Raw genomic sequence first — 13,115 nt, forward strand, 5'->3', positions numbered from 1 at the left:
CTCGCCGACAGTCTCGTTGACCGAACGCGGAGGGGGCGGGATGATTCCACGCTGCCTCTCGCGCTCGCGCGTCGCGATCCCCGCACGCGGACGAGGCTCGTTCTCAGCACGCTTCTGCCGCATGTTTTTCTCCTGGTTCACGCGTCGCCGTCGTCGCAAACTGCTCGCCGAGCCGTGGCCGAACGCTTCGCGCGATTGTCTGGCCGAGAGCGTCTGGCAGTACGCGCATCTCGATCCGAGCGCTCAGCGAAAGCTCGAGGACACGACTCGGGTGCTCGTCGCGGAGAAGAACTGGGAAGGGTGCAACGGTTTCGACCTGACCGAGGAGGCGAAGATCGGCGTCGCGGGTCAGGCGGCTCTGACGACGCTCGGTTTTCCGGAGGAGCGCTTCGACCGGGTGCAGTCGGTCCTGATTTATCCCGACGCCTTCGTCATGCCGCGGCGTTCGCCCGTGGGGGGCGGTCTGGTCATCGAAGAAGAGCAGGAACTCGAAGGCGAGGCCTGGTACCGCGGGCCGGTGATCCTCTCCTGGCAGGATGCCCACGCGGGAGGGCGCGACCCCAATGACGGGCGGAACGTCGTGATTCACGAGTTCGCTCATCAACTGGATATGCTGACCGGCGAAGCGAACGGCACGCCGCCGATGTCGGGCGGAGAGCGCCTGCGCGATTGGACGAGCGTGACCGGCGACGAGTTCAAGCGACTCGTCCGCGACTGCCGGCGAAACGACTATCCTCTGCTCGACTGCTACGGCGCCCAGAGTCCGACGGAATTCTTCGCCGTGGCCAGCGAGGCCTTCTTTCAATTGCCGCAGTATCTTCGTCGCGAGGCGCCCGATCTGTTCCGCGTCTTCAGCGACTACTACCGGCAGGATCCGTCCTGGTCGGAAGAGGGTTACTTCAGTTGAGCCGCACGCGGCGAACGTGCCTGGCCGACTCGCTCCAGCAGCAGAGGCGCCAGATCCTCCGGCGCTCCGAACGAACGCAGGATCAGCCGTTCGATCGCTTCGAGAACTTCCCGATCGGGAGGCTGCCCGCCGGATGCGGCCTCTTCCGCGAGCGCAGCCTGACGCTCGATCTGCTCCGCCAGCGACGACGATGCGGCCGCGTTATCGACGATCGGCGGCAGGGGAAGATTCTGCAGCGCGCGGACCTTCACCTGCGGAAAACTCTTCTGCGACGCGTCGCCTGACGACCGGCGGTGCAGCATCGCGTAGAGCGCCGAGTTCAGGTAGGCGACCAGCGTCAGGTCGGAGATGCCTTCGACGCCCCGGCAGGCGAGCAGGCTGTTGCGGAAGTAGGTCGGTTCAAGGTGACGCGCCGCGGTCGGGCGGTCGGCCGTCTGGCGAAGAAGTATGGGGGTCTCGAGGAAGCGTTCGAGTCGCCCGACCCGGCAGTACTCGCCCCGTTCCAGCGGAAGCGAAGTTTGCACTCCCCGTCGCGGCGCGAGGCAGGCGAACGGAATGACGTCGCGACCCTCCCGGACCGGGCTCGCGTCGGCGTGAGGCGCTTCCACGATCAGCTTGGCCGCTACGTTTCCCGAGTGAACGCCAGGGTCGCCGAACGTTCGCGGCGGGAACTTCGGCAGCCGCTCGATCCCGGCGAACATCGTCTCGATTCGATCGTCTTCTGCTGCGCCGTGCGTTAGCGACCTGCGAACGGCGCGGCGACCTTCGATCGGCCACGGATCGCCGTTCGCAAGGGAGCCGTCCGGATCCGCGCGGAACACGAAGAGCCCTGCCGGCTGAACGACGTCCTGGAAGGCGGACTCTCCCGCATCCATGACGGGGCGATCGAGCCGCAACCGTGTCGCGAGGGCGGTTCGCAGATCGGCGTAGGCGTCAAGGTCCGCCATCCGCAGCGGCAGAACCAGTCCCACGCGTCCGCCCTCGCGCACGATCTTCGCGGAGAGCGCCAGCAGCGCGGAGTGAAGCGCGGGCCAGCGTGCGATCTCGGGAAAGCGATCGACGAGGCTCGCGATCGCTCCGTCGTTCGCTTGGCCGCGATGCCTGCCGGAGTAGGACGTCCAGGGCGGGTTGCCGATCACGAGATCGAAGCCGCCGCGGCGCTCTGGCCAGTTCTTGACGAGCATGTTCGAGTCGAGGGCGGAGAGCGCGTCGCCGCAGAACGCGCGGTCGTCGATTGCAGGGGGCGCACGGTCCGCCGTTCGTGCCGCTCGTCGCAGGCGAAATCGCAGAGCATCGATCGCGAGCGGATCGATATCCACGCCGTAGATGCAGCGCTCGATCACGTCCGCCCGGGCGGCGTTCGGGTCGCAGGCCGGATCGCCCCGTTCGGTTCGCGCCTGCACGAGTCGGACGGCGACTCGATCGACGGCGGCGAGCAGGAACCTTCCGCTCCCGCAAGCAGGATCGACGACCGCGAGGTTCAGCAGCGCGTTCTCTCGCTCTGCCGGGTCGTCGCGGCGGGCGATCTCGTCGAGCAGCGGCTCGAGCGTCGCATCGAGCAGTCGCTCCACGATCGGGGGCGGGGTGAAGAAGCTGCCGCCTGCGCGTCGGGCCCGCGCTTCTTCGTGGTCGCGGACGGCGGGATGCCGGACGAACGGCGTCGTGGAGAGTCTCGCGAGCGCTTCGCCGAGAATGTCCTGATCGAATTCGAGCGGCGACAGATTACGCAGAACCTGCGTCAGTCGCTCGACGGCGGGCCTTCGCGTTTCGCCTGCTTCGGCGAGGAGAGCGTCGCCGGCCGGGTCAGCCTCTTCCACGATCGCGTAGGCGATGCGAAACGCGGCGGCGATCGCCTGACGCGCGAGATCCGCGGGGGCGAGCGTCCCCGCGTCGAGGCAGCGCTTAAGCGCGCTGTCGGCGCCGGGAGCGTCTTCGACCGCTTCGCCGATCAGAACGTCGACCAGTTCGCCGAGCGTTCGACTCAGAACGTCGAGCGGTACGCGTCGACGGTCGAAGCGGCGTTTCAACCTTCGCTGATCTCGTCCGCGTCGCTCTTCTGAACGGGACGCGCGGGTCGGCTCGGCACATAACCGCGAGCGGCGCCGCGACGGACGGGGCGGCCCCCTTCGCGACGACGACCGACGCCGCGTCCGCGACGTTTGGCCGTGTCGCCGCTAAGCTCGACCCACTTCGCCCGCTGCGGTTCAGTCAGCGTGCCGAGGATTTTGTCGAGCGAATCGCGACGGCGGGTGCGTCGCGCTTCCTGATCTTCGGCGCTCTCGCCCGCGGCGCGACGACCGGAGGCGGGAAGTTCGCTGATGAGGTTCTGGATCGTCGCGGTCTGTTCCGGCGACAGTTCCAGGGCCGCGATCAGGCCGGGATCGGAGAAGGCCTGCACGCCCTGGCGCTTGTAGCAGAGTTGCCGGAGCGTCTCCATCTGCTGCGGCGTCAGGACGTTGTCGCGCTCGACGGCGTACATGACCTGGACGGCGGTCTTTTGCAGCAGGGCGGGGCCCCGCCGCGTCAGATCCGCGGAAGCGGCGCCGTCGGCAGCCGGTACGTCGGCCTTGAGCGTCTTTCGCGACTCATGGACGTAGCGTTCGATCGCGGAGCGCTGCTCGACGCCGAGGATCATGCGCGACTGCACCCGATCCTGTCGCAACAGGCGGAACGCCATCAGCGCTCGGCGCTCTTCGGCTTCGTTCGCCGGCGTCTGGGAGAAGAGCTTCATGAAAGCCTTCAGCATGGCATCGCTCCGTAGTCTTGCAGCGGAGTCCGTCGTCCAGGGTTGGGTGGGCAGGAACGCGAAAGGTCGCGGTCGTTAAAAACGAGCGGCCCCGGCCGGGAGGGGATGGCCTTTGGCGCTCATCGGAAGGATAGCTTGTACGCGGTTCTCTTCGTCCACGAACACGACGATCGGCTTGTGGGAATCGAGTTCGGACTCTTCGACTTCGACGAACGTCATAATGATGAGCAGATCGCCGCGAAGACAGAGTCGGGCCGCGGCGCCGTTGACTTCGACGGTTCCGCTGCCCGGTTCGCCTTCGATAGCGTAGGTTTCGAATCGCTCGCCGTTGTTGAGATTGACCACCTGGACCCGTTCATGGGGCCGGATGTCCGCCTGACGAAGAAGATCGGGGTCGATCGTGATCGAGCCCACATAGTCCAGATTCGCCCCGGTCGTGACGCACCGGTGAATCTTGGAATGGAGCATGAAGCGTTTCATAACGGTATTCTAGCCGTCGCACGCATTCGATCGATCCGGGATCGCGTCGCGTCGACGGGCGTCAGTCAGAGCGAAAAACAGGCGAATTCGATCGCTGCGTCGCTCTAATCTTCGCCCAGACGACTCTTTACGGCTAGTGGAAACGCTCGATCCTCCGCGCGTCGAAGGTTTGATTCGGCTCCGCCAGCCGCGGAAATGAGCCGGCGAACGGAGTTCCCGCGGCAGGGAACGCCCTTTTCGGCAAGCTGGCAGGCTGCTGCAAATGGCAGCGAGCCTGCGAATCGTCGCAGGATGCGACGACGAAAGGGGAGTTTACGACCCTTTCGCGAGCCGTGAGGAACTTGTTCCGAACTTGGCGAGACTGCGAAACGCCAGGAAGGCGTTTTGCAGCGGCCTGATAGAGCAGGATTCTGATGAGCCGGTCAGGGCAAGTCAACGATTCGCTCCCCCCCAAACAGGCGAAGCGAAACATCCCGTCGGATGGCGCCGGTCGCTCCGGCGACGCCGAATGCAGCGGTCGTCACGACCTCCCGAAAACCGCGAACCGGGAAGCGAGGGGATCCCTCCGTTCTGAACGACAAATCAAGGCGAATCGACCCGTCAGTAAACACAGCGACGTCCTCGGCGTCGGAAGGAGCCCCCGATGAATTCTCGAAAACTGCGCGAAGCGGGCGTTCCGCAGGAGCACGTCGGTCTGGCCGTTCAGGCGGTGCAGGCGCTGGCGGAGCGGAACCGCGAACTGCCGAAGGAGGCGCGGGTCAAGCCGGACGATCTGCTGCGCGAGGTCATGGACCAGCCGCAGAACTTCCTGGGCGATGCGATCTTCGGCGCCCTGGCGGAAGCGATCGATCGCGACGGCAAGTTCGTGCGCCCCGAACCGATCGGCTACCGTACCTGGGGAGCCGATATCGACGAAGAGTCGCATAAGCAGATGCGCCAGGCCTGCGCGCTTCCGATGGCGGCGGGCGCGGCGCTGATGCCGGACGCGCACGTCGGGTACGGCCTGCCGATCGGGGGAGTGCTCGCGCTGGAGGACGCCGTCGTTCCGTACGCGGTCGGCGTCGATATCGCGTGCCGCATGAAGCTCTCCGTGTTCGACCTGCGCCCCGAGGATCTCGACCGGCGTCGGGCGACGTTCCGCGATGCGCTGGTCAACGGCTCGGTGTTCGGCGTCGGCCGCGGACAGGAAAAGCGCGTCGACCACCCGGTCATGGACGCCGACTGGTCGATCACGCGCGTGACCCGCGAGAAGAAGGACGTCGCCTGGAAGCAGCTCGGAACCTCGGGCAGCGGCAACCACTTCGTCGAGTTCGGGACGCTGACCGTCGCGGACGATCAGGAAGATCTGGGGCTGAAGGCGGGCGAGTACGTCGCGCTGCTCAGCCATAGCGGTTCGCGAGGAGCGGGCGCCGCGGTGTGCGATACGTACAGCGCGATCGCGCGGGCGCGGATGCCGTCGCGGTACGCCGATCTCGGTCGCCTGGCCTGGCTCGACATGACGAGCGAGGCGGGACAGGAATACTGGGCCGCGATGAACCTGATGGGAGAGTATGCCGCCGCGAATCACGCGGTCATTCATCGCCAGGTCGCGAAGCTGATCGGAGAGAAGCCGATCGCCGGGGTCGAGAACCACCACAACTTCTGCTGGCTCGAAGAGATCGACGGGAAGCCGCTCTACGTCCATCGCAAGGGCGCGACGCCGGCGGGCGAGGGCGTGCTCGGCGTGATTCCGGGTTCCATGGCCGACCCGGCGTACGTCGTGCGAGGCAAGGGCGAGGTCGCGAGCCTGAACTCCGCATCGCACGGAGCGGGGCGCGCGATGTCCCGCACCCAGGCGAAGTCGAAGTTCAACTGGAACGCGACGCAGAAGAATCTCGCCGAGCGCGGCGTCGAGGTGATCAGCGCGGGAGCGGACGAAGTGCCGGGCGTCTACAAGCGGATCGACGACGTCATGGCGGCGCAGACCGATCTGGTGGAGAAGGTCGCCCGGTTCGATCCGAAGATCGTCCGCATGTGCGGCGACGACTCCCGCGCGGAGGATTGACCAAAACGAACGCGAGGCGGCGCAGGTTCTGCGCCGCCTCGCGTTCATTCGGCACTCTGATCTCGGATCAGGTCACCGCAGCGGCAGCGCCGCCGACCAGCCACATGATCAGGACGATCACGAAGATCACCAGGAAGATCGCGAACAGTACCTTGGCGATCATGCCCGCGCCTCTCGCGACGCCGCCGAACCCGAGACCGCCTGCGATCAGCGCGATCACCAGCGCCACAATCGCCCAGATAAGTAAGTTGTCCATCTCGTCCGCCTCCGCGCCATCGAATTGAATCTACCCGGCGGCATGGTAGGAGCGACTCCATGAAAGAGAATCGTCCGATTCGATTTATCGTCGGCGGATGTCGCAGCGGAGTCGCCTGGAGGCATATCCTGAGACTTCTGCGGACTCGGTTTCTTGTCGGCAAGCGAGATGAACGATGACGCCTAAGTCGTTAGTCACGACCGCGGCCTTGCTGGCCCTGCTCGGTTTCGTAGCGGCTGCACCGGCGGCCGAACGAGAGCCGCTGGTGCAGAGGAATTTGGAGTACGCACGCGTCGGCGATTCGTCGCTCAAGCTCGACTTCTATCATCCGGAATACGACGGCGGTTCGAGCGGAACCCGCGAGGCGTCGCCCGGCGTTCCATTGATCGTGTGGGTTCACGGCGGAGCCTGGCGGTCGGGCAGCAAAGCCGACGTGCCGATTCTGCCGCTCATGGAGCGCGGCTTCGCGATCGCCAGCGTCGACTACCGCCTGTCGCCCGTCGCGAAGTTCCCCGCGCAAGCGCTGGATCTGCACGCAGCCATCCGATTCCTGCACGCCAACGCGGACGCTTACGGTATCGATCCCGAGCGAATCGCGATCGCCGGCTCCTCCGCGGGCGGACACCTCGCGGCGCTGGTCGGCGTCAGCGGCGACGTCGAGGAACTGACCGGTCAGCCCGAGGAGACGAAGGACGCCGGGCCTGAGGTCAGGGCGGTCGTTTGCTTCTACGGCGCGTCGAACCTGGAAACGATTCTCGACCAGTCGACCGAGCACGGGCTCTCGGTGCGCATTCCGGCGCTCAAGCTGTTGCTCGGCGGGCTGCCGGACGAGGAACCGGGCCTCGCCCGCCTGGCCAGTCCCGTCGCGCACGTCGATGCCGACGATCCGCCGCTGCTATGGATCCATGGCGACGCGGATCCGCAGATGCCGTTCGCCCAAGGGATCGAGATGCGCGACGCGTATGCGAAGCGCTCTCTGCCGGTCGAACTCGTGACCGTGAAGGACGGCCAGCATGGCGGGAAGGGCTTTTACGAGAAAGCCATGCTGAAGCGTGTGGCGGACTTCCTCGACCGATGCCTGAAGGGGACAGCCGAGCGTTGATCGCATGTCAGTTCCAGCTCGCGACGGGGAACGCTCAGGTCGGCGAAGATCCGACGGGCTGCTTCGCCGCGACGCGGCTGGCGATGCGGAGGCTGTCGGCGCCGAGCTTTTCGAACGAGGTCATCATCTCGACGTACGGGACGTCGATTCGTTCGACCCGTTCGGCAGCGACCATCGCGACGGTGCCCGACCAGGGATCGGGCGAACTGGGGAGATAGACGGTCACCAGTCCCTCCGCCGATCGTTCGACCTCCAGGCCCAGTCGCGTACAGTCGACGAAGGCGATCTTCACCGGCTTGAGCCGCCCCTCCGCGACGTCGCCGCCGATGTTGCCGATGATCTGGTCCTTGTAGATCGCGTAGCGCGGATAGAGGAGCGTCAAATTTCGCTCGGTCTGTTCGGACAGCCACTGGCCCAGCGAATGCCGCGCGACCAGTCCCGCGGCGAAGCAGCCGCCGATCACGATGCCGAGCGCTGCGCTGACGAGAATCGCGTAGGTGTACGGCGAGTCGAACGACAGGACTCCGCCGATCGCCTGAGCGATGGCGAACACCACCTGGCCGACCTGCCCCAGCAGGATGCCGACGACGATCAGCGGGAGCAGAAAGAGGATGCCCCCGAGGAGCGTCGTGCGCAGGAATCCGTAGGAGCGAAAGATATGTTCACGCATCGCTGTCCTCGCGTCGTCATGTCGTTCTGCAGGCGCGGAATTCTAACCGAGCGCGGGGTCGGCGCCGGAGAGCGATGCGCAAGCCTGCGTCGGCCGTACGGCGAAGCTATAACGGGAACCGGACCGGAAGCGATCGGCGAACGGGAAGGCCGCCCGAACCTGCCATGCTCACCCTGCTTCGCGATGTGAGCATGGCACAGCAGACAGAATCGACCCGACAGAAAACGCTCGACGGACCAGCAGTTCGAACAAGGGGAAGAGCATGACGGGGACCGTGCGAATCCTGGGGGCGCTGCTCGCGCTCGCGACGGCGTCGACGCTGATCGCGGACGAACCGTCGAAGCGGGATGCGCGGCAGGTTCTGTCGCCTTACTTCGATCCGCCGGCGGAGTTCGAAGATGACTTCGGCGAGTATCGTTCGCCGCTGCGGTTCGCCGACGGGAGCGTCGCGCGAACGCCGGAAGAGTGGCAGCGTCGTCGGACGGAGCTTCGCGAAGAGTGGACGACTCTCCTGGGCGCCTGGCCGCCGCTGATCGAGAAGCCGCAGGTCGAGATCCTGGAGACCGTCCGCCGGGAGAACTTCGACCAGCATCGCATTCGCTTCGAGTGGCTCCCCGGGCAGAAGACGACGGGGTACCTGCTCATCCCCCGCGAAGATGGATCGGAAGGCGAACTGCCTGAAGGGAAGGGGCCGCGGCCGGCGGTCGTGACGGTCTTCTACGAGCCCGAGACGGCGATCGGTCTGAAGGGCGAGCATCGCGACTTCGCCTATCAACTGGCGAAACGGGGCTTCGTCACGCTATCGATCGGAACGACCGAGACGACGGCGAACCAGACGTACTCGCTCTACTGGCCCGGCGTGGACGACGCGAAGCTGCAGCCCCTTTCCGCGCTCGCGTGCGCCGCGGCGAACGCGTGGTACGTCCTCGCAAATCGACCCGAAGTCGATCCTGAGCGAATCGGCATCGTCGGCCATTCGTACGGCGGCAAGTGGGCGCTCTTCGCCGGGTGCCTGTTCGACAAGTACGCCGCCGTCGCGGTTTCGGATCCGGGCATCATGTTCGGCGACGATCCGAACGTGAACTACTGGGAGCCGTGGTATCTCGGCTGGCATCCGCGGCCTTGGCGCAAGCGGGGCGTACCGACGGAGGAGAACCCCGCGCGGGGCCTCTATCCCGAGCTGCTCGAACAGGGACGCGATCTGCACGAGCTGCAGGCGCTGCTCGCGCCGCGACCCTTCTTCGTCTCGGGCGGCGCCGTCGATCCGCCATCGCGCTGGCAGGCGCTGAACCACCTGAGGAAGATCGACGCAATGCTGGGCTATGACCATCGCGTCGGTATGACGAACCGACCGGAGCATAGTCCGAACGCGGAGTCCAACGCCGTGCTGTACGCCTTCTTCGAGGCGTTCCTGAACGAGCCTCGGGACCCTCGCGAATCGGGCGAATGAATGTCGGATCTCTTCTTCAGGGGAGATTCAGCCGCCAGATCGCGAAGTTCAGCGCCCCGGCGAACGTGACCCACGCGAGGTAAGGCGTCATCATCCAGCCGGCCAGAAGCGAATGCCGGAAGAACAGGACGATCGTCGCGACGATCGCGAGCCAGAGCGCGACGATCTCGATCGCCGCCCAGCCCGGACTTCGCATGCCGAAGAAGATCCACGACCACGCGACGTTCAGCCCCAGTTGCACGACGAACATAACGAGCGCGGGCGCCACGCTTCGGGCGTTCGCGGGAGCGGCAGGATCCTCATCAGCGCGTCTCACGGCGCCCTGGGTTCGCCACACGAGCCAAGCCGCGACGGCCATCATCAGGTAGAGGGTCGTCCAGACCGGTCCGAAGACGGCATTGGGCGGCGACCACTCGGGCTTGGCGAGCGTCCGATACCAGCCGCCAATCTCCGGCGCCGTCGCGATCGAACCGAGCGCCGCAGCGCCGAAGCAGAGCACGATCCAGGCGAGCAGAACGAGGACGCTGCGGAGTTTGTTCACCGAGGATCTTTCGCAGATCGCGGAATAAGTCTGTCGAGATGGATCCTACACGAGCGACAGCGGCTCATGCGTTTCGGTCGTCGTCGCGCGCGTGGACCGCACCTTGCAGTTTGCGCGCATGAGCCTGGGTGGCCCGGACTGCTAGCAATCCGGGTCGAACGAAGTTCGACAAGAGGATCCAAGGCAAGCCGCGGAGCTTGGTTCCGCCCGCCGCTGACGGCCTCTTGCGGCTGGCCCTTTATCTTCAGGCAAGGGCCGGATTAACGAGCAATCCGGGCCACCCAGACCATGGAGTTCGCCGAAACTGACGACGCATCTTGAAGTGACTTCGAAATGCACGCGAGTTCCAATGCCAGTCACAATCCGCACAATGCACTCGCGCGCGTCTCGAACGAGAAAAGCCGGAGAGCCGCCTCCCCGGCTTAGTACCGTGCGGCGGGTTCCGCCGCAACGCGCGAGTTCCCGTCGAATCACTTCGGACGCGAGATGCCTTCGACGGCGTCGGCCGTATCTTCGTCCGAGGCGGTCAACGCGAGGTCGGCGACGGCGATGATGCCGATCAGGTTCTTGTCGCCGTCCAGCACGGGCAGGCGCCGGACCTGATGCTGTCGCATGAGCTGCGAAACCTCGTCGACATTCTGCTCCTCGAAGCAGAAGATCAGATCCTCGGACATCACGTCGCGGACAGCCGTCCTGTTCGGATCTTCGCCGTCGGCGACGCAGCGAATCGCGATATCCCGATCGGTCAGCATGCCGACCAGGCGTCCGCTTTCGCAGACGGGAAACGAGCCGACGTCCATGTCACGCATCTTTACGGCGACGTCGCGCAGCTTCTCTTCGGGGCGGACGCATTCGACGCCGCGAGTCATCAATTCTCGTGCAAGCATGGATCTCTCCTCCTGCGAGGTCAGAACTTCATGGTCGAACGAGATAGCCGTGCATAAGGTGTGCCCGGAACGGTCGATCCGGCGGAAGTGAAACCTTACCTTGTGCGGCAGAAATCGCCAGCGTGGCGAGGGGCTGCGAACAGAGCCTGGTTTTTCGGGGCTTTTTTTTCCTGTCCAGAAAGCTAAAAAAGCCTAACAGCGGGGACTCGCTTCACTGCCGGCGCTCGGCGCAGTGTGGGCAGAGTTACGAGGTGGCAGAGCGAGCGACGGTCGTCGATACGTCTCGCTCCCGCTGCCCCCCCGCGTCGATCGATATTGGTTGGCTGCTGCGAACGCGGGACGGGGATTCCGCGATCGTTCGAACTCCTTTGGAGCAGGTCGTTGACGATGACAGCAGAGAGGACGGCTGTCCTGACCCGAATTCTGATCGTGGACGATCACGAACTCATTCGATTCGGTCTGGCACGCGCGATCGAGAGTCAGCCTGGCTGGTCCCTGGTCGGCGAAGCGTCGGATACCGCGGAGGCGTTGCAGATCGTCCGCCGCGAGAAACCGGAGCTGGCCATCGTCGACCTTCGATTGCAGCAGGGAGACGGGCTCGAACTCGTTCGCCAGATCGGGACGTCTTCTCCCGACACCAAGGTGCTCGTCTACTCCATGCATGACGAGCAGCTCTACGCCGATCGCTGCCTGCGCGCCGGAGCGGCAGGCTTCGTCGGCAAGCAGGAGCCGGCCGACGCGCTGCTGGTCGCGATTCGTCGCGTCCTCGAAGGGGGGCGTTATCTGAGCGCCGCTATGACCGATCGGATTCTCGGACAGAATTCGGGGCGCTCGCCCGCCAATCAGTCGCCGCTCGATTCGCTGTCCGACCGGGAAATGGAAGTTTACGAGCTCATCGGCGCCGGCCTGAGCGTCAAGGAGATCGCGCGGCATCTCCACCTGAGCCCCAAGACGATCGAGTACCACCGGCAGCACATCAAGGAGAAGCTGCAGCTTCCCTCCAGCGCGGCGCTCGCTCGTCACGCGACGGCGCACGCGCTCGATCGCAGTTAGCAGCCCGTCGATCTATTCGACGGCTTCGCTCCGGGTACGGCATTTGCGGCGATCGATGACACGTCGATCGCCCTTTGCCGTCAGAGTCCGGAGACGAACATGTCCGCCAAATCGCGCACGCCCGAGCCCCCCTTTCCGCGGCAGCCGATCGCTCCGCCAGGCGACGAGCATGCGATGCATCCGCGCCCGAAGTACTCGGCGCCGAACTATCGCGGCTCGGACAAGCTCTCCGGCAAGGTCGCGCTCATCACCGGAGGCGACTCCGGCATCGGCCGCTCGGTCGCGGTGTTGTTCGCACGCGAAGGCGCCGACTGCGCGATCGTTTATCTCTCCGAACGCGAAGACGCCGAAGAGACGCAGCGGGCGGTGGAGAAGGAGGGACGCCGCGCGCTGTTGATCGAAGGGGACGTGCGAGAGTCCGCGTTCTGTCGCCAGGCCGTGCAGCGCACCGTCGAAGAGTTCGGCCAGCTCGACATCCTGGTGAACAATGCCGCTTACCAGCAGCACACGGGCGGACTGGACGAGATCGACGAAGAGCAGTTCGATCGCACGTTCAAGACGAATATCTACGGCTATTTCTACATGGCCAAGGCGGCGCTGCCGCACCTGAAGCAGGGGGCGTCGATCCTGAATACGGGGTCGATCACCGGCCTGGAGGGGAGCAAGGGCCTGATCGATTACTCCGCGACCAAGGGCGCGATCCACGCGTTCACGAAGTCGCTGGCCCAGAGCCTGGTCGAGAAGGGGATCCGCGTGAACTGCGTGGCGCCGGGGCCGGTCTGGACGCCGCTCAATCCGGCGGAACGCGACTACGACGACTACAAGACGTTCGGCCAGGAGACGCCGCTGGGTCGTCCCGCTCAGCCGGAGGAGATCGCGCCCGCCTACGTCTTCTTCGCCTCGAACGTCGATTCGAGTTACGTCTCGGGCGAGGTGCTTACGCTGCTCGGCGGCGCGACGACCGCGGGCTGAGGGAAAT

13 protein-coding genes are annotated in these 13,115 nt (G+C 65.4%); 6 read left to right on the forward strand and 7 right to left on the reverse strand.

Annotated elements, in window-relative coordinates; all coding sequences use genetic code 11:
- Nucleotides 1–121 precede the first annotated feature (121 nt).
- Nucleotides 122–907 (forward strand): M90 family metallopeptidase, encoded by a 786-nt coding sequence (locus tag SH602x_RS15365; RefSeq protein WP_479473144.1) that lies wholly within the window; start codon nt 122–124, stop codon nt 905–907.
- Here SH602x_RS15365 and SH602x_RS15370 read toward each other — a convergent pair.
- The 3 genes from SH602x_RS15370 to panD all read right to left on the reverse strand — a co-directional run bounded on the left by SH602x_RS15370 (nt 895) and on the right by panD (nt 4,133).
- A complete protein-coding gene (locus SH602x_RS15370) occupies nt 895–2,934 on the reverse strand; it encodes an Eco57I restriction-modification methylase domain-containing protein (RefSeq protein WP_479473145.1) in 2,040 nt (679 codons plus the stop codon). The two genes, SH602x_RS15365 and SH602x_RS15370, sit on opposite strands and share 13 nt — an antisense overlap.
- Nucleotides 2,931–3,653 (reverse strand): hypothetical protein, encoded by a 723-nt coding sequence (locus SH602x_RS15375; protein WP_479473146.1) that lies wholly within the window; start codon nt 3,651–3,653, stop codon nt 2,931–2,933. The genes SH602x_RS15370 and SH602x_RS15375 overlap by 4 nt, the downstream gene beginning before the upstream one ends.
- 75 nt (nt 3,654–3,728) lie before the next feature.
- Nucleotides 3,729–4,133 carry an aspartate 1-decarboxylase gene (gene panD, locus SH602x_RS15380; protein ID WP_479473147.1) on the reverse strand — a complete coding sequence of 135 codons (405 nt, stop codon included), beginning with the start codon at nt 4,131–4,133 and terminating at the stop codon, nt 3,729–3,731.
- A gap of 643 nt (nt 4,134–4,776) precedes the next feature.
- Between panD and SH602x_RS15385 the strand changes: the two genes are divergently transcribed.
- Nucleotides 4,777–6,177: an RtcB family protein gene (locus SH602x_RS15385; RefSeq protein WP_479473148.1), complete on the forward strand. Its 1,401-nt coding sequence runs from the start codon at nt 4,777–4,779 to the stop codon at nt 6,175–6,177.
- Nucleotides 6,178–6,244: 67 nt separating this feature from the next.
- On the opposite strand, the gene SH602x_RS15390 is transcribed toward SH602x_RS15385, so the two are convergent.
- Nucleotides 6,245–6,433, reverse strand: a complete 189-nt coding sequence (locus SH602x_RS15390) for a DUF1328 domain-containing protein (RefSeq protein WP_479473149.1) — start codon at nt 6,431–6,433, stop codon at nt 6,245–6,247.
- A 175-nt stretch (nt 6,434–6,608) separates the two neighbouring features.
- On the opposite strand from SH602x_RS15390, the gene SH602x_RS15395 reads away from it, so the two are divergent.
- Nucleotides 6,609–7,535: an alpha/beta hydrolase fold domain-containing protein gene (locus tag SH602x_RS15395; RefSeq protein ID WP_479473150.1), complete on the forward strand. Its 927-nt coding sequence runs from the start codon at nt 6,609–6,611 to the stop codon at nt 7,533–7,535.
- 34 nt (nt 7,536–7,569) lie between these two features.
- Here SH602x_RS15395 and SH602x_RS15400 read toward each other — a convergent pair whose 3' ends face one another.
- Nucleotides 7,570–8,205, reverse strand: a complete 636-nt coding sequence (locus SH602x_RS15400) for a DUF502 domain-containing protein (protein WP_479473151.1) — start codon at nt 8,203–8,205, stop codon at nt 7,570–7,572.
- A gap of 262 nt (nt 8,206–8,467) precedes the next feature.
- On the opposite strand from SH602x_RS15400, the gene SH602x_RS15405 reads away from it, so the two are divergent.
- Nucleotides 8,468–9,655, forward strand: coding sequence for an alpha/beta fold hydrolase (locus SH602x_RS15405; protein WP_479473152.1), 1,188 nt, complete (start codon nt 8,468–8,470; stop codon nt 9,653–9,655).
- Nucleotides 9,656–9,671: 16 nt separating this feature from the next.
- On the opposite strand, the gene SH602x_RS15410 is transcribed toward SH602x_RS15405, so the two are convergent.
- Both SH602x_RS15410 and SH602x_RS15415 read right to left on the reverse strand, forming a co-directional pair.
- The gene (locus SH602x_RS15410; protein WP_479473153.1) at nt 9,672–10,196 is read right to left on the reverse strand and encodes a TspO/MBR family protein; all 525 of its coding nucleotides are present in this window, start codon (nt 10,194–10,196) and stop codon (nt 9,672–9,674) included.
- A 470-nt stretch (nt 10,197–10,666) separates the two neighbouring features.
- A complete protein-coding gene (locus tag SH602x_RS15415) occupies nt 10,667–11,083 on the reverse strand; it encodes a CBS domain-containing protein (RefSeq protein WP_479473154.1) in 417 nt (138 codons plus the stop codon).
- 429 nt (nt 11,084–11,512) lie between these two features.
- On the opposite strand from SH602x_RS15415, the gene SH602x_RS15420 reads away from it, so the two are divergent.
- Both SH602x_RS15420 and SH602x_RS15425 read left to right on the forward strand, forming a co-directional pair.
- A complete protein-coding gene (locus SH602x_RS15420) occupies nt 11,513–12,136 on the forward strand; it encodes a response regulator (RefSeq protein WP_479473155.1) in 624 nt (207 codons plus the stop codon).
- 99 nt (nt 12,137–12,235) lie between these two features.
- Nucleotides 12,236–13,108, forward strand: coding sequence for an SDR family oxidoreductase (locus tag SH602x_RS15425; protein WP_479473156.1), 873 nt, complete (start codon nt 12,236–12,238; stop codon nt 13,106–13,108).
- Nucleotides 13,109–13,115 lie beyond the last annotated feature (7 nt).

The organism is Lignipirellula cremea (assembly GCF_056501455.1).